The organism is Subtercola frigoramans (assembly GCF_016907385.1).
Lineage (GTDB): Bacteria > Actinomycetota > Actinomycetes > Actinomycetales > Microbacteriaceae > Subtercola > Subtercola frigoramans.
In genome coordinates this window covers 3,405,173-3,430,753 of sequence record NZ_JAFBBU010000001.1, presented here as the reverse complement: position 1 = coordinate 3,430,753, position 25,581 = coordinate 3,405,173, and the positions used below count along the sequence as shown (strand labels likewise).

General features: G+C 64.2%; 14 protein-coding genes. 10 read left to right on the top strand and 4 right to left on the bottom strand.

The window, feature by feature from the left end; genetic code table 11:
* Positions 1-31 precede the first annotated feature (31 nt).
* Positions 32-3,460, bottom strand: coding sequence for an efflux RND transporter permease subunit (locus JOE66_RS15800; protein ID WP_205111061.1), 3,429 nt, complete (start codon positions 3,458-3,460; stop codon positions 32-34).
* A 248-nt stretch (positions 3,461-3,708) separates the two neighbouring features.
* On the opposite strand from JOE66_RS15800, the gene JOE66_RS15795 reads away from it, so the two are divergent.
* Complete coding sequence (locus tag JOE66_RS15795) at positions 3,709-4,659, top strand: aldo/keto reductase (protein WP_205111059.1); 951 nt, start codon at positions 3,709-3,711, stop codon at positions 4,657-4,659.
* Positions 4,660-4,778: 119 nt separating this feature from the next.
* Here the strand turns inward: JOE66_RS15795 and JOE66_RS15790 are convergent, their stop codons facing one another.
* Positions 4,779-5,756, bottom strand: a complete 978-nt coding sequence (locus JOE66_RS15790; protein WP_205111057.1) for a sugar-binding transcriptional regulator — start codon at positions 5,754-5,756, stop codon at positions 4,779-4,781.
* 231 nt (positions 5,757-5,987) lie between these two features.
* On the opposite strand from JOE66_RS15790, the gene JOE66_RS15785 reads away from it, so the two are divergent.
* From JOE66_RS15785 to glpK, 3 genes are all read left to right on the top strand, one after another.
* Positions 5,988-7,769: a glycerol-3-phosphate dehydrogenase/oxidase gene (locus tag JOE66_RS15785; RefSeq protein WP_205111054.1), complete on the top strand. Its 1,782-nt coding sequence runs from the start codon at positions 5,988-5,990 to the stop codon at positions 7,767-7,769.
* Between the two features lie 159 nt (positions 7,770-7,928).
* Positions 7,929-8,699: an MIP/aquaporin family protein gene (locus JOE66_RS15780; protein WP_205111052.1), complete on the top strand. Its 771-nt coding sequence runs from the start codon at positions 7,929-7,931 to the stop codon at positions 8,697-8,699.
* A 67-nt stretch (positions 8,700-8,766) separates the two neighbouring features.
* Complete coding sequence (gene glpK, locus JOE66_RS15775; RefSeq protein WP_205111050.1) at positions 8,767-10,284, top strand: glycerol kinase GlpK; 1,518 nt, start codon at positions 8,767-8,769, stop codon at positions 10,282-10,284.
* A gap of 966 nt (positions 10,285-11,250) precedes the next feature.
* Here glpK and JOE66_RS15770 read toward each other — a convergent pair.
* Positions 11,251-11,748, bottom strand: coding sequence for a hypothetical protein (locus JOE66_RS15770; RefSeq protein ID WP_205111048.1), 498 nt, complete (start codon positions 11,746-11,748; stop codon positions 11,251-11,253).
* Positions 11,749-11,779: 31 nt separating this feature from the next.
* A complete protein-coding gene (locus JOE66_RS15765; protein ID WP_205111046.1) occupies positions 11,780-12,193 on the bottom strand; it encodes a hypothetical protein in 414 nt (137 codons plus the stop codon).
* 100 nt (positions 12,194-12,293) lie between these two features.
* On the opposite strand from JOE66_RS15765, the gene JOE66_RS15760 reads away from it, so the two are divergent.
* The 6 genes from JOE66_RS15760 (at position 12,294) to JOE66_RS15735 (ending at position 25,392) form a co-directional block, all read left to right on the top strand.
* On the top strand, positions 12,294-16,361 hold the full coding sequence (locus JOE66_RS15760) for an SGNH/GDSL hydrolase family protein (RefSeq protein WP_205111044.1): 4,068 nt from the start codon (positions 12,294-12,296) through the stop codon (positions 16,359-16,361).
* Between the two features lie 186 nt (positions 16,362-16,547).
* Positions 16,548-17,081, top strand: coding sequence for a hypothetical protein (locus JOE66_RS15755; RefSeq protein WP_205111042.1), 534 nt, complete (start codon positions 16,548-16,550; stop codon positions 17,079-17,081).
* Between the two features lie 35 nt (positions 17,082-17,116).
* Entirely contained in the window at positions 17,117-19,516 is a 2,400-nt protein-coding gene (locus tag JOE66_RS15750) for a transglycosylase domain-containing protein (RefSeq protein ID WP_205111040.1), read from the top strand.
* A gap of 82 nt (positions 19,517-19,598) precedes the next feature.
* On the top strand, positions 19,599-20,195 hold the full coding sequence (locus tag JOE66_RS15745) for a TetR/AcrR family transcriptional regulator (protein WP_205111039.1): 597 nt from the start codon (positions 19,599-19,601) through the stop codon (positions 20,193-20,195).
* An 11-nt stretch (positions 20,196-20,206) separates the two neighbouring features.
* Positions 20,207-23,326 carry an MMPL family transporter gene (locus JOE66_RS15740; RefSeq protein WP_205111038.1) on the top strand — a complete coding sequence of 1,040 codons (3,120 nt, stop codon included), beginning with the start codon at positions 20,207-20,209 and terminating at the stop codon, positions 23,324-23,326.
* Entirely contained in the window at positions 23,323-25,392 is a 2,070-nt protein-coding gene (locus JOE66_RS15735; RefSeq protein WP_205111037.1) for a YhgE/Pip family protein, read from the top strand. The genes JOE66_RS15740 and JOE66_RS15735 overlap by 4 nt, the downstream gene beginning before the upstream one ends.
* Positions 25,393-25,581 lie beyond the last annotated feature (189 nt).

The window sequence follows — 25,581 nt, the reverse complement described above, 5'->3', positions numbered from 1 at the left end:
GGTCAGCGGCCCGGAGAAACGCGGAACGATCTCACTCCGTGGTGGGAGCGGGCGCCTCTGCATCCGGGCCGGCGGTCGGGCCGGCGGGAAGGGCGAGCACAGGGCCGAGCCGGCGTGCGGGTGCGGCCGCGTCGGCCTGGGCATCTGCGAACCGCTTCTCGCGCCTGATGCCCCGGCGCTCTCGGCCGCCCTCGACGATGTTGTAGAGAACTGGCAGAACGATCAGCGTGAGGATCGTCGAGGAGATCAGTCCCCCGATCACCACGATCGCCAGCGGCTGCGAGATGAACCCGCCGTGCCCGGTGAGGCCGATGGCCATGGGTATGAGCGCGAAGATCGTGGCCAGCGCCGTCATCAGAATCGGTCGGAGCCTGCGCGAGGCACCCTGCACGAGCGCTTCACGTACGGGCAGCCCTCGCGTTCGGTACTGGTTGACGAGGTCGACGAGCACGATGGCGTTCGTCACGACGATACCGATGAGCATCAGCACACCGATGATCGACGGCACGCCGAGGGGAATGCCTGAGATCACCTGGAGGGCGATCGCGCCGGTGGCGGCGAACGGCACAGAGACGAGCAGCAACAGCGGCTGCAGAAGGCTCTTGAAGGTCGCGACCATCACGACGTAGACGATCAGGATGGCCACCAGCAGTGCGATTCCCAACTGGCTGAACGCGTCGCTCTGGCTGGAAGTCGCGCCGCCGAGGCTGGCTGCGGCTCCGGCGGGAAGTGCGGTGTCTGCGACAGCCTTCGACACCTCGGCGCTCGCCGAACCCAGGTTGTCGCTCGCCGGAGTCGCCGTTATGGTGGCGGTTCGCAGTCCCTTGCTGGTGGTGATGGTGTCTGGCCCGTTGGTCTGGGCAACCGTGGCAAGGGAGTCCAGGCGCACCGGGCCTGCCGTGGTCGTGATCTGCAAGGCGGCGAGCTCTGCCTGCGTCGTCGGCGTGGAGTCGCTCGCGATGTAGATCGTGTATTGGTGGTTCTCGATCACGATCGTGCCCACCGTCTGCGGCTGCATGGCATTCGAGACCAGCGTTCCGAGGGCGACCTCGCTGAGCCCGGCCTCGGTCGCCTTGGTCCGGTCGATGGCGATGGCGATGTAGGGCCTGGTTGCGGCGAGGTTGCTCGAACTCTGGGTGATGGCGCCGAGCTTCGAGACCGAAGCGAGCAGGGCATCCGAAGCAGTCTGCAGGTCAGCCTGGTTCGTTGCGGTGACGTCGACGGTGATGTCCGAGGAGGCTCCGAAGCCGCTCGACGCCGCCACAGAGATCTGGCCGACGTCGGGGATGGCTGTGACGTTCTCACGCACGGTGGCCTGGAGTTCGTCCTGGTTGGCGTTGGGGTCGGTGGTGATCGAGTAGGTGATCGAGTTCGCTCCACCGCCAGCGAAGGCGTCGCGCAGCGTGCTGCCGCTCGAGCCGATCGAGACCTGGATGGTCTGGATGCCCGCGACATCTTTGAGCGCAGCCTCGACCTTCTGGGCCGACGCGTCCTGGGTCGCAAGGCTCGACCCCACGGGTACGGTCTGCGTGATGGTCAGGGTGTTCTGGCCACTGGAGCCGAGGAAGTTGGTCTTCATGAACGGCAGGAGGGCGATGGTGCCGCCCAGGATGAGCACGGCGACGACAAGGGTTGCAACAGAGTGCTTGAGGGTCCACGCGATGATCGGCAGGTACCGGCGTTGCAGCGCCGTGGGCACTTCGTCTTCGATGACGTTCGACGCGCGGCGCGAGCGACGGCCCGGCAGGGCGGCACCAGCAACGGCGAGCGTCTCGCGAACCGGGCGACCAGCCACCGTGTCGACGGAGACCCCGGAGTCGGCAGGGGTCCCGAGCGTAGCCGCAGCACTGAGTTCGGCCTGCGTTGCCACCGAGCCGGCGGCCTCCGGGAGGGCCTTCTTCGCCTTGGCCTTCTTCGGTTTGCGGGAGCTGCCGAGGAACCAGTACGCGAGCACGGGCACGATCGTGAGGGCGACGAACAGGGAGGCGAGCAGCGCGATCGTCACGGTGAGGGCGAACGGGCGGAACAGCTCACCGGTCGTGCCTTGCACGAACGATATGGGCAGGAACACCGCAACCGTCGTGATGGTCGACGCAGTGATCGCTGTGGCGACCTCGCGAACAGCCTCGATGATGACGTCGCTGCGTCTGGCGCCGTTGATCGGCCCGGCCGATTCGGCCGATGTCAGGTGCCTCTTGATGTTCTCGATGACCACGATCGAGTCGTCGACCACACGCCCGATGGCGATGGTGAGAGCGCCGAGGGTCAGGATGTTCAGCGAGTAGTTGGCCGCCTGCAGGCCGATGAATGTGATGAGCACCGAGGTGGGAATCGAGATCGCCGTGACGATGGTCGACCGTACCGACATGAGGAAGATCAGAATGATCACGACGGCGAAGAACAGCCCGAGCAGGCCTTCAGTGGCCAGGGATTCGATGGACTGCTGGATGAATGGTGCCTGGTCGAACACCACAGTGAAGGTGGCCCCGGGGATGGCCGACTGCAACGTGGGCAGCAGGTTCCGCACGCCCTTGGAGACATCGACGGTGTTGGCGGCCGGGAGCTTCGTGACGGCGATGGTGAGCGCTGGCTCGCCGTTCACACGCGAGATCGAGGTGACAGGGTTCGACACGAGTTCGACGGTCGCGACGTCTCCGATGGTGACGACGGGTGCACCGGCCGCGGCGGCTGCAGCGCTCGCCGACCCAGCCGACCCGACGGTCGTCGCCGGAACGGGCAGGGCCTGGATGTCGGCGACGGTCGCGAGCTTCGAGCCCGCCTGAACAGACAGCGTCTTTCCGTCTTCGGTGAGCGAACCAGCGGGGATGAGCTGGCCGTTGGTACCGATGGCCGTCTTGATCGACGCCGTGGTGAGCCCGTTGGCGGCTAGCTTGGCCGCATCCGGGGTGATCGTGACTCGTTTGCCGACATCGCCGACCAGCTGTGCCGCACGCACACCCGCCACCTGCTCGATGTCGGTGAGGGTGCTGGCGTTGACCTGTGCGGCGAGCGTCTCGGTGTCGCCGCCGGTGACCGCAATCTGGATGACCGGCAGATCTCCGATGCTCCCGCTCAGAACCTGCGGGTCGAGGCCGTCGGGCAGCGTCGACTTGATGCGGCTGATCGCCTGGTTCATCTTCTGCTCGGCGCTGGCCAAGTTGGTGCCGTACACGAAGGTCGCATTGATGATGGAGAGGTTCGTGCTCGACGTGGCCGAGGTGGTGTCGATCCCCTCGACGCCCTGTACCGCTTTCTCGATGGGTGTGCTGACGTCGTCGTTGACGACTTCGGGCGAGGCGCCGGGATAGTTGGTGATGACGACCAGCTGGGGGAACTCGATCGAGGGGATGAGTTCCTGCTTGAGGCTGGTGAGTGCAAGGCCGCCGAACACCGCCACGACGATGGTGATGAGGGCGATGAGCGCCCTGTTCTTCATGCTCAAGACGGCGAGAAAATGCACGATGCTCTTTCGTGACGAGCAGCGTTCACGGCCACCGGGGCGACCGGTGGCCTGCTGGATGTGAGAGCCGCGGGGGGAATGCTGAAGGGCTTGCTTCGGTGCTGGGAAAAGCTGTTTACGAAAAGTGTCTCACCTTCGCGGTGCCACCCGCTGACAGGGGGCTGATGGTGCTCCAGCAGGCGTAGCGTTGAAAGCAGCTCCACCCTCCCCGGCCCACACGCCATTCCCCATTCTGTGAAAGGACGCCCATGACTGTCATCGGCACCAGTGATCTCGAAGTCTTCCCGCTCGCCCTCGGCGGCAACGTCTTCGGGTGGACGGCCGACACGGCCACTTCATTCGAGATCCTCGACGCCTTCGCTGCCGGAGGCGGCAACTTCCTCGACACCGCTGATTCCTACTCGGCCTGGGTCCCCGGCAATACGGGTGGCGAATCCGAGACGATCATCGGCGAGTGGATGACCGCCAGAGGCAACCGCGACCAGATCGTCGTCGCAACCAAGGTGAGCCAGCACCCCGACTTCTCGGGATTGAAGGCCGCGAACATCCGTGCCGCTGCCCACGCCTCGCTCGGGCGTCTCGGTGTCGACACGATCGATCTCTACTTCGCGCACTTCGACGACGCCGACACCCCCCTCGAGGAGTCGGCTGAGGCATTCGACGCACTGGTGAAGGAGGGCGTCGTGCGCTACATCGCCTTGTCGAACTACACCGCCGAGCGCGTGCAGGAATGGCTCGACATCGCAGACGCGAATGGTTTCGCCCGGCCGGTCGCCCTGCAGCCGCACTACAACCTCGTGCACCGCAACACCTTCGAAGACACGCTCGCGCCGCTGGCAGAAAGGGAGAGCCTCGGAGTCGTTCCTTATTACTCCCTGGCGAGTGGGTTCCTGACGGGAAAGTACCGTTCAGCCGCGGACACGAGCTCCGGTTCGAGCCCCCGGGCCAGCGGCGCCGCCGAATTCGCCGTGCCTGCGGGGCTCGCGATCATCGACGAACTCGAGAAGATCGGCAAGGCTCACGGTGCCAGTATCACCACGACGGCCCTGGCGTGGCTCGTCGCGAAGCCGACCATCGTCGCCCCGATCGCCAGTGCGAGCAAGCCCAGCCAGGTGCCCGACCTTCTGGCCGTGGCATCCGTCACCCTGACCCCCGACGAGGTCGCCTCCCTGGACGCCGTCTCGGCCTGGAAGCCCTGACCCGCCCCTTCCCCCGGACTCGAGGTACTTCGGGCGGAACTCCGGCGACATGCGGCCCCTACGTCGACATGTCCTCTGAACTCCGCCCGAAGTCACGAGCCCCCGCGCGGCGACCGCGGTCACTCCTCTAGGAGTGTGTGCACCGTAGCCTCGTCGACGATCAGGTCGGTAATGAGGTGGGCCGCCAGCGCGCCACGCAGGGCGGGCATCCGCGACTTGCCCGACACCACACAGACACGCCTCGACACCTTGGCCAGCTGGTCGAGGGGTGGCCCGCTCGAGCGCGCGTTCATCGGCACATCAGACGACGAACCGTCTGCCCGGTAGAACACTGTCGCCACGTCGCCGATCACGTGCGAGGCGCGCAGGCTCTGAAAGTCGCTCTCGTCGAGGTACCCGCTCGTGTAGACATGGCCCGGCACCTCGGAGTTCGGGGTTCCGAGGCCGAAGAGTGCAACATCCATGCGCTTCTGAATGTCGAGTACGCGACGGATGCTGCGCTCACGCCACAGCACCTGCTTGGTCGCGGGGTCGTCGAAGAACGCCGGCACGGGGAACTGCTGCACATAGGCGCCGTAGGCCGTACCGAACCGGCTCATGATCTCGCTGGCGTACACGATGCCCGTCGTGCGGGTGTTGGCCGCACCGTTCAGCTGCACGATCTGCGAGTTGTGGGTCACCTTGGGCTGAAGGTGCCGGCTGACGGCGCTCATCGTGCTGCCCCAGGCGATGCCCATCGTCATGTTCGAGTCGAAGAACTGGTTGAGAATACGTGCGGCCGACATAGCGACGCGTTCGAGGCGGTCGACTTCGTTCGCAGAGTCGGGCACCGGGACCACATGAACGGTCACGTGGTGTTTCTCCTGCACGCGCTGCAGGGCCGTCGAGACGCGCTCGGCCGGGGTCTTCACCTGGATCTCGACCAGGCCCGCTTCTCGGGCATAACTGATCAGACGCGAAACGGATGATCGTGAGGTGTGCAGCTCGCTGGCGATCGCCTCCATCGTCAGATCCTGCATGTAGTAGAGGTGCGCCGCGCGAAGCGCGTCTCGCATGCGCTCATTGGCGACCGGATGCTCGGCTACGGGTGCCTTCATAACACGGCCAGCCCTTCTTCATGAATCAGTTTGGTGGTGCCCGGCCCACGGGCCTCGGGAGACTTCGGTCGTGGGCGCATTCTGCGACGCAACGGTGCGCCTCGGCTATTGAACACACACTCTGCACGTATGTGCAAGTAACTTGACCAAACGTGTCGAAGTTCCCAGTATGGATTCAGTCACACGGATTGCACGGGTGCAACCTGGGACTTACACGAAGGCGAGTACACAGTGACTGACAACAACGCGAGTGACACCTCATCGGCACATTCCCCGGCCACTGCTCTACGCAGTGACGTCCAGGCGATCATCGATCGCCCCTCGGCGCAGGTGCTCATCATCGGCGGCGGCATCAACGGGGTGGGCACGTTCCGTGACCTGGCCCTGCAGGGCGTCGACGTCATCCTCATCGAACGGAGCGACTTCGTCTCTGGTGCGTCAGCGGCCTCGAGCCACATGATCCACGGCGGCGTGCGCTACCTCGAGAACGGTGAATTCCGCCTCGTGCGCGAATCAGTGCAGGAGCGCAACCGGCTCATGCGCCTCGCGCCCCACTACGTGAAGCCTCTTCCCACGACCATCCCGATCTTCTCGACGTTCTCGGGGATTCTGTCGGCGCCGCTGCGGTTGCTCACGCACAAGCAGGGTGGCAAGGCGAAGGAGCGCGGCGCGCTTCTGATCAAGGTCGGCCTGACCGGCTACGACTCGTTTTCGCGCGACGGAGGCTCCGTGCCGCGCCACGAGTTCAAGGGCCACAAGAAGTCCATGCAGAAGTTCCCGAAGCTGCGCGACTCGGTGAAGTACACGGCCCGATACTTCGACGCTGCCGTGGAGAACCCCGAGCGGCTCGCGCTCGACATCATCGGCGATGGTCGTGCCGCGGCAACGGGTGGCACCGCTCACGCCCGAAGCGTGAACTACGTCGAGGCGATCGGTGACTCTGAGGGCGGCGTGCTTCTTCGTGACACCGTCAGCGGCCGTGAATTCAGCGTCAAAGCTGACGTCATCGTGAACACTTCCGGCCCGTGGACCGACCTGACGAACAAGGCCCTGGGCAAGGCGACCTCCTATATGGGAGGAACCAAGGGATCGCACATCGTGCTCGACAACCCTGAGCTCTACACGGCATGCGCCGGCGGCGAGATCTTCTTCGAGAACAACGACGGCCGTATCGTGCTGATCTACCCTCTCAACGGCCGTGTTCTGGTCGGCACCACCGACATCGACGCGGACCCGAGCGAGCCGAGCGTGTGCACCGAAGAGGAGGTCGACTACTTCTTCGAACTGGTCTCGCACGTTTTCCCAACGATTCCGGTCGACCGTTCGCAGATCGTCTTCCGGTACTCGGGCATCCGCCCGCTGCCGAAGCACGACGACACCGCGCCCGGTTTCGTCTCTCGCGACTACCGTATTGAGCAGACTGTGTTCGCCGGCGACAAGAAGACCCCGGTGCTCAGTCTTGTCGGCGGAAAATGGACGACCTGGCGGGCACTCAGCGAACACCTCACCAACGAGGCCCTCGCATTGCTGAAGAAGTCACGCACCGTGAGCACCGAAGACCTACAGATCGGCGGAGGGGTCGGCTTCCCGGCGACGCCCGCGGCCACGAAGGCCTGGGTCGCAGAGCACTCCGCTGGTCTCAGCCCCGAACGCACGGCACAACTGCTCAAACGCTACGGAACCAAGGCCACGGCAGTGATCGCGCACATCGCGGAGCAGCCCGACGACACTCCGTTGACCTCCCTGCCGGAGTACAGCACGGCAGAGATCGACTACCTCGTGAAATCGGAGTATGTCGTTCACCTCACCGATGTGGTGCTGCGCAGAACCATCGTGGCGTTCGTCGGTGGTCTGACTCAGCCCGTGTTCGACGAGCTGAGCGCATTGATCGGCAAGCAGCTCGGATGGTCGGCAAACCAGTTGACCTCGGAGCGCTCGCTCGCAGTGGAGAACCTCGTGTTCTTCCACGGGCTCAGCCTGACGGCCCCGGCCGTCGCGCCTGCCCACTCGTAAGGGGTTCCGCAACCTGAAAGAAACCTGCACGGATGTGCACCAGAACGCCTTGTTGACGGGGCGCGAGCAGGACTAGGTTTCATTCTGGTTCCGCACGTGAAACGTGCAAACGAGGTTCATCAATAACCGCGGCATCGCTGCTGCAAAAGGAAGGTCAACGTGGACGGTTTAGGTATTGATTTCGTTTCGGAGCTGGTGGGCACAGCCCTGCTTGTGCTCCTTGGTACTGGAGTCGTGGCGAACGTAGCCCTGACGAAGAACAAGGGCTTCAACGGCGGCTTCCTCATGGTGAACATCGGCTGGGGCCTCGCGGTCTTTGCTGGTGTCATCGTCTCGTACGCCTCAGGTGCGCACCTGAACCCGGCCGTGACGCTTGGACTCTGGGCATCCGGTGCCAAGGAGTTCGGCCAGGGAGTCGCAGTCGACTTCCTGTCGATCATCACGTACATCGGGGCCCAGCTGCTCGGTGCCATCATCGGTGCCGTCTTCACCTGGCTTGCGTACAAGCAGCACTTCGACGAGGAGCCAGAACCGGCCAACAAGCTCGGCGTGTTCTCGACAGGCCCCGCGATCCGCTCCTACGGGTGGAACGTCATCACGGAGATCATCGGCACCTTCGTGCTGGTCTTTGTCGTGATCGGCTTCGGTCGCCAGCCCGCCGGTGGCGGACTCGCCGCACTCGGAGCTCTTCCCGTCGCCCTGCTGGTCATCGGTATCGGCGCCTCCCTCGGTGGCCCGACCGGGTATGCCATCAACCCTGCGCGTGACCTCGGCCCGCGTATCGCTCACGCCCTGCTGCCCATCAAGGGCAAGGGTGGTTCCGACTGGTCGTACTCCTGGGTGCCCGTCGTAGGCCCGATCATCGGTGGTGTGATCGCCGGTCTCGTCTCGAGCCCGTTGCTGCCGTTGCTTCCCGGCTTCCCGAAATAGCCGGCTTCAGTACTCGCCGGCCAACGCACTACAACGCTTCACGAACTGACAAAGGAGTTTCGAAACAATGAGCGAGCAATACGTCATCGCGATCGACCAGGGAACCACGAGTTCCAGGGCCATCATCTTCACCCACGAAGGCACGATCGTCAGCACAGGCCAGAAAGAGCATGAGCAGATCTTCCCGAAGGCGGGCTGGGTCGAGCACAACCCGATCGAGATCTGGGACAACGTCCGTGAGGTCATCGGCCAGGCACTCTCCAAGGCCAACCTGACCCGCCACGACATCGCGGCCATCGGTATCACCAACCAGCGCGAGACCGCTGTCGTCTGGAACAAGAAGACCGGCCTGCCGGTCTACAACGCGATCGTCTGGCAGGACACCCGCACGCAGCCGATCGTCGACCGCCTCGCGGCCGACGGTGGCGTTGAACGTTTCAAGAAGACGGTCGGCCTTCCGCTGGCGACCTACTTCTCGGGAACCAAGATCGTCTGGATCCTCGAGAACGTCGACGGAGCACGCGAAGCCGCAGACGCCGGCGACCTCCTCTTCGGCACCACTGACACCTGGGTGCTCTGGAACCTGACCGGCGGAGTCGACGGTGGCGTACACGCGACCGACGTCACCAACGCCTCGCGCACGCTCTTCATGGACCTCGAGACGCTGCAGTGGCGCGACGACATCCTCGAAGCGTTCAAAGTGCCGAAGTCGATGCTGCCCGAGATCAAGTCGTCTTCCGAGGTCTACGGGGTGGCCAGCGACAACAGCCTGCTTCGCGAGGTGCCTGTCTCGGGCATCCTCGGCGACCAGCAGGCGGCGACCTTCGGCCAGGCGGCGTTCGACGCCGGCGAGTCGAAGAACACCTACGGCACCGGTAACTTCCTCATCTTCAACACCGACACTGAGATCGTGCACTCCAAGAACGGTCTGCTCACCACGCTCGGCTACAAGCTCGGAGACGCACCGGCGCACTACGCGCTCGAAGGTTCGATCGCCGTCACCGGTTCGCTCATCCAGTGGCTGCGCGACAACCTGGGCATCATCTCCTCTGCCGCCGAGGTCGAAGACCTGGCCAAGACGGTCGACGACAACGGTGGCGCGTACTTCGTGCCCGCGTTCTCGGGCCTGTTCGCGCCGTACTGGCGATCGGATGCCCGTGGCGCGCTCGTGGGCCTGACCCGGTACGTCAACAAGGGTCACATCGCGCGTGCCGCACTCGAGGCGACCGCATTCCAGACCCGCGAAGTTCTCGACGCGGTCAACGCCGATTCTGGCGTGGACCTGACCGAGCTCAAGGTTGACGGCGGCATGATCGCCAACAACCTGCTCATGCAGTTCCAGGCCGACATTCTCGGTGTGCCGGTCGTTCGCCCGGTTGTCGCAGAGACTACCGCTCTGGGTGCTGCCTACGCTGCCGGCCTTGCGGTCGGCTACTGGGCCAACCTCGACGACCTACGCGCCAACTGGCAGGAAGACAGCCGCTGGACTCCGAACATGGATTCTGCCGAGCGCGACCGCCAGATGCGCAACTGGAAGAAGGCCGTCACGAAGACCCTCGACTGGGTTGACGCCGACACCGAATAAGTTCGCCATCAGCGCCAACCCCGTGGGGCTGTGCTGATAGTGAGCCGCGGAGGCGGCTCAGGTGCCGACATCGAATAAATTCGCCATCAGCGCCAACCCCGTGGGGCTGTGCTGATAGTGAGCCGCCGAGGCGGCTCAGGTGCCGACACCGAATGAATTCGGCACACCGGAGTAATCAGAGTGCAGACAAAGAGGCGGGCATCCATCCGGGTGCCCGCCTCTTTTCAATTCCAGATCCCGGTCGACGTATGCTTCACGGCGGTCCCGGGCAGGCGGTCATGACTGCCTCTTCGTGATCTGTTCCCATCGGGGCGTCGCCGAAACTCGGGTACCAGTCCTGGTCCGGCCACCTCTTGACGAAGTCTTCGCGTGACGGTGGAGGAGGATTGTCGAACCCGTTCGCCGTGTAGCACGGAGCAAGGAATCTCGTCAGGTAGTCGTAGAGGTAACCCAGCTGGTCTCTGGTTGGCGGAGCACTGGGTTGCGTGCGAAAACGACTCTCACAAGAGAATGCTGAGACTGCTTGGGCAGGGGTGATAGGGCTAGCGCCAAGTGCGACTTGATCGCCTGCCTTGTTTGTCGCGGTCTCGACGGGGACATCATTCGCGCGGTAGCACCGCTCGCGTTCATCCGAGGCAGCCTGGTCCGTCAGATAACTGTCGAATGAGTCCGGTGGACGCACCACGCTGGGATAAGTTTCGGCAACCCTTTGCCATGCCGCGTCCTGTTCCGCCTTCCGAATGGCCTCTATTTCATTGCTTGAGAGGGCGGCTGGGGCGGGAGACGGCCCAAAATCAGGCATGGGATACGACGTGGCTGACGCCATCGAAGTCGACGCAGCGCCTGATGAACGCTGATTTAGTGCCGGGCTCGAAGCGCTTTCGAAGGTGCAGCTGGCTAGGAACAGCAGGCCACTGGCCACGACCAGGATCGCAGCTGATCGAGAGAAACGACGGCCGACAATATTCACCGGCAATTGTGAAAATCTCGCGCGATACCCGCCGAGTCGCCCGCACGTGCTGGATCGAGAACATCGTGGTTCCAGCCGTGATCCGGATCGAGGAAGTGATCTGCGACCCAGGGGAGTGTGGGCCACTGACCGATCATAGAGAGCGCAACTTCTGATCGGGCTTTCTCGCCGGACTGTTGGGCCATCAGGTACTCGCCTTCCCATGAGCAGAGCCAACTCAGATTCGCCTCGTTCTCCGCAACGCCGGGCTCGGCGAACGCTTCGCCCAAGTCGGGGGCCTTCGACGGGTCGGAACCTGTTTCTGACGATGGAAACGCGAATGGCAAGCGGTCAAGAGCGGCAGCGTATTCGGCGTCGAACTCGCTCTGGCTTGTGACCAGATCGGGTTGCGTTCCCACTTGGCCGGCTTGTGCGGCAGTTGAGAGCCACGCGGAGGCCATAGCCAATGCAATGACTCCACCCGTAACGGCACCGACCTGGGTTCTGTTCTTCATTGTTCGATCTCCCTCAGTGAATTGTGTGGAACTAGTACGAGAACAGGCCGGACCAGGAGTTCTTGCCCGCGCACCCGCCTACCATTCGCGAGTCAACCCCGTAGTAACCGGATGCGATTGAGGTACTCCCGTTGAGGTTTGTGAAATTCTTGGTGACGCCCAGCCGACTCGCTAGTGTGCTGGTGACCTGACCCTGTGCGACAGAGTGAAAGAGCCCCAGCCTGATCTCGCCGCCAAGGCACAGCGGGTAACCGTCAAGCCTGAACGTGGATGTGCCGGCCGGGTGATAGCGCTGGATGTCGCCATAGACGAGCACGTTCGAATACTGGGTGCCACCGATTCCTGTCTGGGCCGCCTGGGCTGACGCTGCTGTCAGCCCGACGACCAACACTCCCAGCAGAACTCCCGCGCAGACCGTGGATGCCGCCGTTGACGTGATCTTCATTTCTCTTGCCTTTCGTCGAGACCGCAATTAATGAGCATGACTCAGTATAAGGTGGTGGAAGCACCTGGCCGAAGCACGGCGACGGTGCCGGGGAGGTGTCGTGAAACTACTGCGAGGGCTTGTCGGGCTATGCGTTGTGTCCCTTGTGCTCTCGGGCGCCTCGATTGCGCAGGCTGCTGGTGCAGTGCCTCAGGGCGAGGCACCAGCAGTTGGCGATCCTGCCTCAGGGGTGTCCGACGATGCTGCTCCTTCGCCCGACCCGAACACGTCGTTCGACGTGCCGCAAGGGCTGCGGGCTGAGACGCTTGGCGACGGGTGGGCGACGAGCGACGACGTGGCGACCGCCGCGGTCGGCGATGTCACGGGGTTCACGGTCTACGCCGCCGCTGCGAACGAAGGCTATGCGTGGCATCCGGTCGTCACGCTTGCTGTGCCGGGCATCGAGACCGATCGGTGGGTCGGCAACATGTGCCTGACGGCCGACCACAGCCACGCGGCGGTCGTGTACGCGCCGCGCAGCGCCACCAACGACGAGCAGTTGTTCTCGCGCGGTGCATTCGGGGCGATCGTCGACATGACCACCGGGCAGGTAGCCAATCTAGGGCAGGGCTACTCCCTCGCGTACTTCAACCCGGGCTGCGGTGACGGCAGCTCGGTCATCCTGTCGCAGTTCGAGAGCGATGGCTCCTCGAAGTTGCGCGTCATCGACACAGCCGCGGGCGCTCCAGAGGCGATGGTGGATGTCGCGACCCACGTGACGACTGCCATCCCCGTGGGCGACTCCATCGTCGCGGGCGTGGCCGGCGAGCTCGTCTCGATCGCCCGCGACGGGAATGTCGAGACGCTGGCGGCGACAGACGGGGTGCCGTACGACATCGTCGCGACGCCGAGCGGCGGCGTGGCATACCTCGACCACGGTGGCGAGACCGCTTCGGCGTGGGCCGTCAGCGATGTCTCGGCCAGTCACGCGGCGAAGCGTCCGCTGGCGAGTGGTACGCTAACCGACCTGGGCATCTCGACCGCCGGTTCGGGTGGGGTGTTCATCACCGGGTTGTCGCCGAAGGTGTCCACGAAGCTCCCGGCCGGGGTCAAGCAGGCTCAGGTGCCTGTGGATTCGCGCATCTCGAGTTCAGCTGAGCTGGCCGTCACCGAGACGCTGCCGTTCGCGCAGTCCATCGATGGGGCCGACCCGACGATGCCCGCTTCGGCGGTGTCGATTCACGCCCAGCAGCTCGTGACCGGGGCGAAGCTCGATTTCGTGACGGGTCCGGCTGGTGCTGACCCGGCGGTGTGGGCGAAGCCCACGGTCGATACGGAGGCGCTCGGGTCGGCGACAGACCCGGTGGAATCCGAGCGAACGTGCGCTGTCGCCAGGAACGATCCCGGCAGCCAGGCACTGCAGCCGAAGCCGCGGCAGGTGGAGTGGGCCGTGAACCAGGCCGTCGTGGGCAAGCTCGACGTTGCCCGGCCGGCCAACTATCTGAATGTGGGTACGGCATACACGCCGCAGGGGCTCTTCCCGCCGGTGGCGCTCGCCGGGGGTGGGCGTGTTCCGACGCAGGTGATGCTGGGCATCCTCGCGCAGGAGTCGAACCTCAGCCAGGCCTCGCGGTACACCACCCCCGGCGTGACCGGGAACCCGTTGGTCGGCAATTTCTATGGCATCAACACGTCGAGTGCCGACACCGGCTGGGCAGTCGACTTCGGCAAGGCCGACTGCGGGTACGGGGTCGCGCAGGTGACTGACAACATGCGGGTGGGGCAGATGTCGGTGCTCAAGCAGAGGGCGGTCGCGCTCGACTTCGCGGCCAACGTCGCTGCGGGCCTGCAGATACTCGAAGCGAAGTGGAACCAGACTCGTGCTGCGGGGCTTACGGTCAATGATGGTGACCCGCAGTATCTCGAGAACTGGTTCTTCGCCGTGTGGGCCTACAACACCGGCCTCCACGACAAGGGAGTTGCCGGTGCACCGTGGGGTGTCGGCTGGAGCAACAACCCGATCAACCCCGACTTCAAGACCAACAGGGCCTCGTTCCTCGACGGTCATGCGGCTGATGCCGCACATCCACAGGACTGGCCGTATCCCGAGAAGGTGATGGGGTTCGCGGCGAATTCGTACGATCTGCTCGAGAGCGTCGAGGGTGGCACGGCCAAATACGTTTCGGCGTTCCGCCCCGCCTGGTGGACGACGACGGGCAACCGCACCGCGGTCAGGCCGCCGCTGGACCTCTTCTGCACCGCCTCGAACAACTGTGACAAGACCAAGTCGGTCACGCCCACTGCGCCGGGGGTTTCGGGAGACAAGCCTGGCCCGTGCCTGCACAAGAACGGTGCAGGGCAGTATGACCTCCAGTGCTGGTTCCACGCGGCCGTCACGTGGAAGACGGATTGTGACCTGGACTGCGGCAATGAGACTCTGCGTTTCGACCCCGGGTGGGCCTACCAGGCCGATGCGACGAGCTTCCCTCCGAACTGCTCGACGGCTGCGACCGATCCCAGCGACCCCTTCTCCCGTGGTCTGCCACCGGGCGGCGGCATTCTGATCGTCGACGATGTAGCCGACGGAACGCAGCCTGCCGCTGACCCGGTGCCGAGCGGTACCTCCCCGCTTCGGGCCGCATGCACACCGAAGACATCGAGTGGCAGCTTTGCCCTGGACTTCGGTTCACGCGGCTCGACCTACCCGTCGAAGGTTGACTTCCACCAACTCGGCGCGGGGTTCAACGGGCACTTCTCCTTCGCCCACACCCGCAACCACGACAACGGTTCAGACGGCGGCGGGTCGCTTGCCGTGACGGGCACCTGGATGCTCGGCAAAGCACTTCACCAATGGACCCGCATTCTCGTACACCTGCCCGACCATGGCGCGTGGACGCAGCAGGCCCAGTACACGATCGATCTCGGTGACGGCACCGTCAAGACGCGATCGATATCGCAGCGAACCTTCCACAATTCGTGGATCAGCCTCGGTGTCTTCGACATCGAGGGCACTCCGCGCGTGAGTCTGTCGAACATCACCCACGACGGCGACGGTTACGACGACGTCGCGTGGGACGCGGTGGCGTTCCAGCCGCTGGCCGCGAAGCCCGCGGACTTCATCGTGGCGATGGGCGATTCGTATTCCTCGGGCGAGGGCGCCTCAGACAATCACGGCTCGAAGTACTACCGAGAGACCGACCACGACGGTGCCACGGTCGCCGACTACGGCACCGACCACTACAACAACGCCTATGACAATGACGACCTGAGGTTCAACCGGGACCGGAACGCCTGCCACCGTTCGTCGGAGGCCTGGGTGCGAAAGGCAATCGTGTCGACCAGCCCGCAGTCGATCGGGGCCAGGGCGGACGCGTACGCCAGCTCGCTGGACTTCCAGTTCCTGGCCTGCTCGGGCGCCCAGACAGAAAACATCCTGCCCTATTTCAGTGTTCCGAAGGCGGATCGCCCGAAGAACGGCTTCATGCACGACGGCCGCTTCGGAAAGTTTCGCGAGGATTCACAGATCGATCGCGGCTTCCTCGATGAGAACACCACGCTCGTGACGCTCACGATCGGAGGCAACGACACCCGATTCGCAGAGGTGATCAAGGCCTGTGTGGTCTATGCGAACTGTTCGCTCAGTGTGCTCACGGGACTGGGAGACACGGTCAAGTTGCCCGAGCGGGAGAATCAACTCATCGTTGGGCCGGTCGCCGACTCGATCTCGATGGTCCTCAAGCAGATCTCGCTGAAGGCCCCCAACGCCCAGATCCTGCTGCAGGGCTATCCCAAGCTGTTCGAAACCCAGTCCGCCTGCCTGACCGTGGCGTCAACGCAGCGAGCCTGGCTCAACGCCATGTCTGATCGTCTCAACAGTACGATCATCGCCGCCAAGGACCATTTCAACTCAACGGCCGGGCGAGAGGTTGTCATCTACGGAAACCCCGTTGCGACCTTCTCGAACCACGAGCTGTGCAGCGAACTGAATTCCACGCCAGAACCGAGCGCGATCAATGCCCTGCTCAACGAGGCGACACCCGGTGACAACTCCCTGTTCACGATTCCCTTCCCCGGCCCGGATGGCTCCTTGGTGTTGCCGTCGCAACAGGCTGTGCACCCGAACGTGCGGGGACAGGGGTATTACGCGGACTCGATGAACGCAGCGCTCTCAGGAAAGTATCCGGATTAGATGCCACGCCAGCGACGTGGAAATGCGAGACCTGGGCGAGGACGTGTCGCCAGGCCTCGACGACTCATCGGCACAACCGTCGTCATACTGCTTGCACTGACCGCCTGCCAGGCGCAGCAGGGGAATCTGACTCCCGACTATCATTCGAACGAATTCGAGAGTCAGCGCCTGGCTGTGACTACGCAAGTGACTGGTCTGCTCGCTGTTTCGGATGCATCACCATTGATTCCGGTCGATTCTCGAGCGATCGATCGCTGCGACACGTCAGGGCAGCAGAATCAGCTGAGTTTTGTGCGCGGACCGACCGTGCAGACATTTTGCCAGTTCACAATGGCCCGGCTCTATGTGCTTCAGGGTAGATCCGATTCTGGCGCTGCTGCATTGGTGGGCGATGCGTTCATGGCCGAGAGGCACCTTGCCACGGACGAATTGTTCGAAGACCAGACAGATATCCCTGATCTGATCGGCGGCAAGCCGATTGGCATCGGCGATCGGATGTCGCCAAACGTCAATCTCGCCATTCTGGGCGATGTGACTCACTTCACAGATCCAGTAGTCATCGAGAACATACCCATGACGTCGAAAGTGACAACCACTGTGACAATCAGCGACGTGGGCGACCTTTCCGCGGCGTCTGAACAGAAGGTCGCTGCGTCGGGAGCAACCTTCTTTCTACTCGTTCTGCTGACCCGGCAATATCATTTCGAACAACTCCAGTAGTGAAAAAACATCATCTATTGAGTTAGAATTACCTGATGAATTCTCACAGAGTCGCTGCGGGCATCCGCGCGATGCTCGGCGTCGTGTTCTTCAGCGTGGTGGCGGGCGTGTTGGTGACCTCGATGGTGGCACCCGTGATCGCCGTGGCAGGCCAGGGGGCCAACGCGACGATCTCGGTCTTCGAGAACCTGCCCGACTACATCAAGCCCGATGCGCTCTCGCAGACGTCGAGCATCTACGCCAAGAACAGCGACGGCTCCGACGTACTGCTCGCCTCGTTCTTCGAGCAGAACCGCCAGGTGGTGGGCTGGAACGACATCTCGCAGAACGTCAAAGACGCCGTCGTCTCCACAGAAGACCCACGGTTCTACGAGCACGGTGCGCTCGACCTGCAGTCGACGACACGGGCGCTGCTGGGCAACTTCTTCAAGAAGGGCATCTCGAGCGGGGCATCCACCATCTCTCAGCAGTACGTCAAGAACATCCTGACCCAGCGTGCAGAGGCGATCACAGACCCCGTCGAGCGGCAGAAGGCCTATGACGAGGCGACCGCCCAGACTCCGAACCGCAAGCTGAGGGAGGCGAAGCTCGCCATCGGCCTGGAGAAGACGTACTCGAAAGACGACATTCTGCTCGGTTACCTGAACATTGCGCTGTTCGGTGGTCGTATCTACGGGATCCAGGCGGCTTCGATGTACTACTTCGGTGTTGGTGCGGGAGCCCTGAGCGTGGCGCAGGCTGCCAGCCTGGTCGCAATCGTCAACGAACCCGAAGACCTCCGGCTCGACGTCGACGCAGAGCACACCGAGAACAACAGGCTGAGGCGAGACAGAGATGTGCTGCCGTCGATGCTGAAGGCGCACACCATCACCCAGCAGCAGTTCGATGATGCCGCCGCAACGCCGATCGAGACGCACATCACCCCTCCCTCGACCGGATGCCAGACCGCGGCAGACGGCGCCGGCTTCTTCTGCGACTACGTGAAGAAGATCATCGAACAAGACAAGGTCTTCGGAGATTCACCCGAAGCGAGGGCACACAAGCTGAAGACCGGCGGGTACAAGATCTACACGACACTCGACCTGGCCCTGCAGAGACAGGCTGATGCGACGACCAAGTACTTCATTCCCTACAGCGGCAACAGCCTCGATCTCGGCAGTTCTCTCGTCACCGTCGAGCCCGGAACCGGGCGGATCACGTCGATGGCGCAGAACAAGAACTTCAGCGAGGTACCCGATGCCGGCCCCGATTCGACGTCGATCAACTTCGCAACCGACGTCGATTTCGGCGGTTCCACAGGCTTCCCCGTGGGTTCGACCTACAAGCTGTTCACCCTGATCAACTGGCTGCAGTCGGGCCATTCGCTCGGTGACATCGTCAATGGGGCGAACAACCAGAACTTTCCGTTGTCGAAGTTCACGAACTCGTGCACGGGAGGGTACGGAGGCGGCACCTACAAAGTCGGGAACGACGCGGGCGAGGCCGGCGGGCGTGCGAGCGTCTTGACCCAGTTCGAAGAATCGGTGAACAACGCCTTCATCGCGATGGCCCAGCAACTCGACCAGTGCGAGACGCAGAAGATCGCCAAAGCGCTTGGTGTGCACCGGGCAGACGGGGCCGAACTCGGCATGAACATCGCCGACGTTCTGGGCTCCAATGAGATCGCTCCGCTCACCATGGCTGCGGCCTACGCCGGCGTCGTCAACAAGGGGGTCTACTGCAATCCCGTCGCCATAGCGAGCATCACCGATTCGGCGGGTGCACCGGTCGAGGTTCCGCAGTCCATCTGTTCCCAGGTCATCGACGCCAACGTCGCCGTCGCTGCGACGTACGCAATGAAGGGTGTCATCGACAATGGCACGGCGACCCGCGCCGACCCGGGTGACGGCACTCCGCACTTCGGCAAGACCGGAACGGCCACGAATGAGGAGCACGTCTGGCTCGTGGGCGGCACATCGAACCTGGTGACGTCGGCCTGGACCGGCAACATCGATGGCCACGTCTCGATCAGGCGCTCGACGATCGACGGCCCGGGGAGCGGGCCTGTCGGCAGCGGAATCTCGCGGTTGTTGATGTGGAGGCAGTTCTACGGAGACCTGGCCGACAGTTACGGAGGGGATCCCTTCCCAGCCCCGTCGCGGAATCTCACCTACGGTGCCACCTCGATCGTGCCGGAGGTCTCTGGGCTGTCGCCCGACGATGCGAGCCGCAGGCTCAGTGACGCTGGCTTCGAAACGGTCGACGGAGGCCAGGTCGATTCCGACAAGCCGGTGGGCCAGGTGGTGAGATCCGACCCACCCTCCGGTTCCGGGGTCACTCGTGGGTCGAACGTGAGCATCTTCACCAGCAATGGCCGGCTGATCGTCACCCCGAAGCCGAGCCCGCCGCCGACACCGGCGTCTCCAGCGCCGGTCTCTCCACCGCCGACAGGCTAGCGAGCCCCGAGAATGCTGGGAAGAAGCCGTCTTTCTGACCGATCGTGCAGAAGCTGACCGAGCGGTCAGCTAGCGTTGTCGGGTGACCAATTCCCCGACCCACCGAGGCGATCCTGCCGAGGAGTTGCGCGCGGTCGCGCTCCGTCTGTTTGTGGAGACGAGTTACTCCGGAGCGTCGCTCCAGCAGATCGCCGATGCGGCAGGCTACGCGAAGTCGAGCGTGCTGTATCACTTCGCCTCCAAGGAAGCTCTGCTCGAAGCCGTACTGAAACCGGCGGTCGAGAAGATTGGTATTCTGCTCGAGAGCTCACTGGGCAGAATCGCCGATGAGCAGCAACGCCAGGCCTTCGTCGAAGAATTCATCGACTATCTCCTCGAGTACCGGTTCGAGGCGCACATCATCATCAACCAGGGCCAGTCGCTCGCGGGCATCCCTGTCGTGGATGATGCTCGTCGTTACATCACGCGCCTCAGCGACGCGTTCATGTCGGAACTCCCCACCACTGCCCAGCGAGTGAGGCTCGGCGTCGCCCTGGCGGGTGCCGCCTACGTTCTCGCTACTTCCGCATCCGAGCGCGACGCTGTCTCGCTCGAACCGCTCGACGAGGTCAGAGAAGCCCTCATCGCCGTGGTCTCTGAATTGCTTGTCCCTCTCGCAAGCGACCTTTCCCTCACCTAGGAGCCACAGCAATGGCAACGCTTCTCTACGCCATCGGGCGTTTTTCGTACAGGCACTCGTGGCAGATCGTCGTCGGGTGGTTCCTCATCCTCGCGGCCGTGCTCGGCGGTGGCATCGCGCTCGGCGGTTCCACCTCGGAGACGTTCACGATTCCCGGCACCGAGTCCCAGCAGACGATCGACAAGCTCGCGGCAGTCTTTCCCGCAGCTGCGGGTGCAAGCGCTCAGGTCGTCTTCCAGGTACCAGAGGGCCAGAGTGTCACCGACGCGGCAGACCAGACGGCGATCACCGCGGTCACGGATGCGATCGCCACGATCCCGCACGTCACCTCGGTGATCACGCCGTATTCCGAATACGCGGCGAACGCCATCGCCCCTGACAAGACGATCGCCTACGCCACGGTGCAGTTCGACGGGCCCACCTCGTCGATCTCCGATGCCACGGTCAACGAGGTCATCGCGACGCGGAGCCTCGCGAGCGACGCCGGGGTGCGGGTGGAGTTCGGCGGCGACATCTTCCAACAGACAGGCGCCGCTGTCAGCCCCTCGGAAGGACTCGGGGTGCTCTTCGCAGCGATCGTGCTGTTCTTCACCTTTGGTTCACTTCTCGCCGCTGGCCTCCCGCTCCTGTCAGCGCTTCTCGGCGTGGGAATCTCCGTCGGCGCTGTCATCGCCGTGTCAGCATTCGCCACGGTCTCGAGCACAGCGCCGCTGCTGGCGGTGATGATCGGGCTTGCCGTCGGCATCGACTACGCCCTGTTCATCCTGTCGCGCCATCGAACACAGCTCGCCCAGGGAATGGAGGTCGAGGAATCGGCCGCGCAATCGGTGGCGACGGCGGGCAGCGCTGTCGTCTTCGCAGGAACCACGGTCATCATCGCCTTGCTCGGCCTTCTTGTTGTGGGCATCCCCTTCCTCAGTGTGATGGGTGTTGCCGCTGCGGTTGCCGTGTTTCTCTCCGTCTGCATCGCGGCCACCCTGCTCCCCGCCATCATGGGCATGGCTAAGCTCCGGTTGAAGCCGAAGAAGGGCTCGAGGGTCGAACGCCGGGCGATCGCCGCGCTCGAGCACGAAGACGACGGTCCTTCTGGGCGCGAGACAAACAGCGAGGGCAGCGCAGCGGCAGCGAAACCACCCGTCACCGCGCTCGCGTCGACCGGCGCGGAAGCAGCATCAGGCAGTGGCAGTGGCAGTGGCAGTCGCCAGGCTAAGCGTGATGCGAAGGCAACACGCAACAGTGCCAAGCCGGTCGGTCGGTCGATGGGCGCCCGCTGGGTCGGCATCGTGATGAAGGCGCCGATCGTCTTCATCATCGCCGTCGTGGGCCTCGTCGGAGTGGCCGCCATTCCCGCGTTCAGCCTCGACCTCAACCTGCCGAACTCCGGCCAGCAGGCCGCCGACACCACGAACCGCCAGGCATACGACCTGATTGCAGAGGGCTTCGGCTCGGGCTACAACGGCCCCCTCATCGTCGTCGCCGACATCACGCAGTCGACCGACATCAAGGGCGTGCTCACCAAGATCGGCGACGAGCTCAGAACGGCGAACGGTGTCGTCTACGTCAGCCAGGGCATTCCTGACAGCACCCTCGATACGGCGATCTTCCGGGTGATTCCAGACCAGGCCCCCGACTCGCCCGAAACGAAGGTCGTCGTCCAAGACATTCGCAACCTGAACTCCACCCTGCAGAAAGACCTGAACGTCTCCATAGCCGTGACCGGCCAGACCGCGGTCGCGATCGACATCTCGAACCTGCTCGCCGCGGCTCTGCTTCCGTTCGGAATTCTCGTCGTCGGTCTCTCGATCGTTCTGCTGGCGATGGTCTTCCGCTCGATCGCGGTTCCTCTCAGCGCCGCAGCAGGGTTCCTGCTCTCGGTCGGTGCGAGCTTCGGCGTGTCAGTTGCCGTCTTCCAGTGGGGATGGGGTGCCGAGCTCCTCAACGTGCACACCACGGGCCCGCTGCTCAGCTTCTTACCCATTCTCATGATGGCCATCCTGTTCGGCCTCGCCATGGACTACCAGGTGTTCCTGGTCTCCGGCATGCGCGAAGAGTACGTGAAGACGGGGGATGCCCGGCGATCCGTTCGCGTCGGATTTGTGCACGGCGCGCGCGTCGTGACCGCTGCCGCTCTAATCATGTTCTTCGTCTTCTTCGCCTTCGTTCCTGAAGGAACCGGGGCGATCAAGCAGATCGCGCTCGCGCTCGCCGTGGGTGTCTTCGTCGACGCCTTCCTGGTGCGCATGACTCTCGTACCTGCCGTGATGACCCTGCTCGGTGACTCGGCATGGAAGCTGCCGAAGGGCCTCGCGCGACTGTTGCCGAACGTGGATGTCGAGGGCGAAGGCCTGCGCGACCACATCGCCAGCCGGGAGTGGGCGTCGCCGCATGCCGCCGACGCCATCACGGCGGAGAACCTGCGCATCGACGGTGTCGAGCGGCCGATCACGGTCTCTGTGCCCCGCGGCAGCACGCTCGTCGTGCTGGGCGACACGACCTCACGCCGGCTCTTCGGTGCAACTCTGGCCGGGCGAATCAAACCGCTCTCTGGCGACGTGCAGGTTCAGGCCCGCACGCTGCCCTCCGAGGCAGGAGCCGTCAGTCGTCGGGTCTCCCTTGTCGACCTCTCATCGACCCGGCCCGACGCGGAGACGACAGTGAGTTCCGCACTCCGCGAAAGGCTCAGCATCGCCAGACCCTGGTACCGGCCATTCGTCTCAGTCGATGCGATCGACGACCGCATCGACTCGATCAACCGGGCCCTGCGTGCCGTCGGTTCGGAGCGCCAGATCGGTGGCTCCACAGCCCTCGGCGAGCTGACGCCGCTCGGGTCATCCCTCGTTCTCACCTCGCTCGGCCTGGCTGACGGCTCCGGAGTTCTCGTTGTCGACGCGGGTGACACCGGGTCACCCATCGACGACGCCCGCGAGTTCCTCGACGCACTCACGGCGCTCGTGCCAGAGGGGCAGACGCTCGTTCTCGGGCTGCCGACCGCTCTGGCCTCACCCGCGAGTGCGGCTCTCGAGCACCACGCCGAACACCCAGCTCACGCCGACCCGGCCGGCGCCGACGCGCGCCCCGTCGTTGTTCTTCACCTGTTACAACCTGCCCAGCAGGAAGGATCCCTGCGATGACGTCGCACTCGTCACCCACCGGAACGCCGAAAGCCCCCGCCGTCGGTACGCACCAGTCACCAGCTCGCCAGTATCGCCGCAGGCGCGCCTGGTGGTTCGCGATCGCGGCCCTGGCCGTGATCGCCATCCCGCTGGCGGCGAACGGGCTGTTCTCGAGTGCGTTCTCAAACGTGGCAGACAACCTGAGCAAGGTTCCCGCCGCCGTGGTCAACAATGACAAGCTCATCACCACGACGGCGGCCGACGGCACGCAGTCGACGGTCTACGCCGGCCGCGGGCTCGTCACCGAACTCACCGGCCCCTCGTCGACCGGCTTCGACTGGAATGTCACGAACTCGGCCGACGCCGCAAAGGGCCTGGCCGACGGCACCTACTTCGCCGTGCTGACCATCCCCGAGAACTTCTCGCAGCGGATCAGCACGCAGGGCACCCCGAACCCGGTCCAGGGCTCCATCGACATTGCCACCGACAACTCGCACGGCTATCTCGCCGGCGTGGTCGCGAGCACGGTCGCGTCCGCGATCAAAGCGGGCTTCGGCCAGACGATCACCACGCAGGTGATGAGCGGCGTGCTCAGCAGCTTCGGCACGATCGGCACCCAGCTCACCACCGCGGCCGACGGCGCAGGCACAATTGCGAGTGGACAGTCGAAGCTGACTGACGGCCTAAACCAGCTCGCCTCCGGCGCATCGAGTTCGGCCACAGGTGCTGCCACGCTCAGCTCGGGCGTCACGGCCTACACCGACGGTGTCGACTCGCTCGCCGGCGGTATCTCCTCGCTGAATTCGAGCGCAGGCGGGCTCTCCCAGCTCTCGGATGGCGTCGCGACGTACACCCAAGGGGTGAGCAGCCTCTCGACGGGGGCCGCCGGCCTCGAGCCGGGCATCCAGGCGCTTGTCGCAACGTCGACCCTGCCCGATGCGCAGAAGCAGAAGATCCTGTTGGGTTATCAGGGTCTTGCCGGCGGTCTCAGCCAGGCCTCAGCGGGTGGCACGACACTCTCGCAGAAGACGACGTCGGGTCTGGATGCCCTGCAATCCGGCATCGGCCAGCTCTCGTCGGGGGCGTCGAAGCTGTCTGCCGGCTCGGCAGGGTTGAGCTCGGGAACGTCGGCGCTGGCCGATGGGCTCGGGTCGCTCGCCACGGGCGTGCAGCAGTCTGCAGAAGGATCGGCGCAGCTCGTCACCGGCTCCACCCAGCTGCAGTCGGGGCTCCAGAGCGGTGCAGAGGCGCTGGCCAAGAACACGGCCGCTGACCCCGCCGCTGCTGCGGCCGTCGCGGCCGACCCGATCGCGGTGAACGTGAGCGTTCAGCACGGCGGTGGTGGCATCGCCTCGGTGATCGCCATTCTGATCATTCCGGCGGGGCTCTGGATGGGCGCACTTGCGGTGTTCCTCTTCCTGCGGCCGCTGAGTTCGGCTGTGCTCGCAAGTTCGGCGTCGACGGCGAGGCTCGTGTCGCGCATGTTCGGCCGGGCATCCGCTCTGGCCGTCGCACAGGTTGTGCTCGTGGTGGCGTACCTGCACCTCAGTCTGGGTGCGGGGTGGGGGTCGCTGCCGGCGACCTTCGGGTTCTCGCTTCTCGTCGCGCTGGCGTTCACGGCGTTCCACCAGTTGCTGACGACGGCATTCGGGCGGGTCGGGGCGATCATCTCGTTGATCCTGTTCGCCGTGCAGTTCGCCTCGACGGCCGGCGTCTACCCGGTGCAGATTCTGAGTGGGCCGTTCCAGTTCATCAGCACGATCTCACCGCTCAGTTACGCGGTCTCAGGAATCCAGGGGATTCTGACCGGTGGCCCTGCTGGGCCGATCTGGTCGAGTGTAGTTGTGCTCGCACTGATGCTGCTGGTCAGCCTGGTGCTGGCCGGCGCCGCGCTCGCGAGAAGGCGCAGCCCCGTTCGCACGGGCTGGTTGCTGGTCGGTGCCCGGGGTCGGAGGTCGAACCCGGGTGCGCGGGGTGACATCGACACGGGCGCGGGCACAGACATCGACGACGGCGGGGACGCCCCGGCGGCCGTCACGCATTCGCCGCGTGCTGGGTTGCCGAAGCCGGGCCTCGTGACCTGAGTCATTCCTGGAGAATCCGTGCGGGAAAATCCGTGCGGGAAATCTGTACAGGAAATTCGTGCAGGACTAGTGCACTTCTGCCCAGTCTCGTGTAACGTAGGCAAGTCGGCTCTTGACACCGCGCGTCGTGCGCGGATGGGTTTGTAAGTCAGGTGGGCCGGTTTCTCGTTTTCGTGTGAATGGACGCAC

Coding starts and splice junctions, on each gene's coding strand:
- JOE66_RS15795 (WP_205111059.1), top strand. CDS start 3,709: ATGACTGTCATCGGCACCAGTGATCTCGAAGTCTTCCCGCTCGCCCTC.
- JOE66_RS15790 (WP_205111057.1), bottom strand. CDS start 5,756: ATGAAGGCACCCGTAGCCGAGCATCCGGTCGCCAATGAGCGCATGCGA.
- glpK (WP_205111050.1), top strand. CDS start 8,767: ATGAGCGAGCAATACGTCATCGCGATCGACCAGGGAACCACGAGTTCC.
- JOE66_RS15770 (WP_205111048.1), bottom strand. CDS start 11,748: ATGAAGAACAGAACCCAGGTCGGTGCCGTTACGGGTGGAGTCATTGCA.
- JOE66_RS15765 (WP_205111046.1), bottom strand. CDS start 12,193: ATGAAGATCACGTCAACGGCGGCATCCACGGTCTGCGCGGGAGTTCTG.
- JOE66_RS15750 (WP_205111040.1), top strand. CDS start 17,117: ATGAATTCTCACAGAGTCGCTGCGGGCATCCGCGCGATGCTCGGCGTC.
- JOE66_RS15740 (WP_205111038.1), top strand. CDS start 20,207: ATGGCAACGCTTCTCTACGCCATCGGGCGTTTTTCGTACAGGCACTCG.
- JOE66_RS15735 (WP_205111037.1), top strand. CDS start 23,323: ATGACGTCGCACTCGTCACCCACCGGAACGCCGAAAGCCCCCGCCGTC.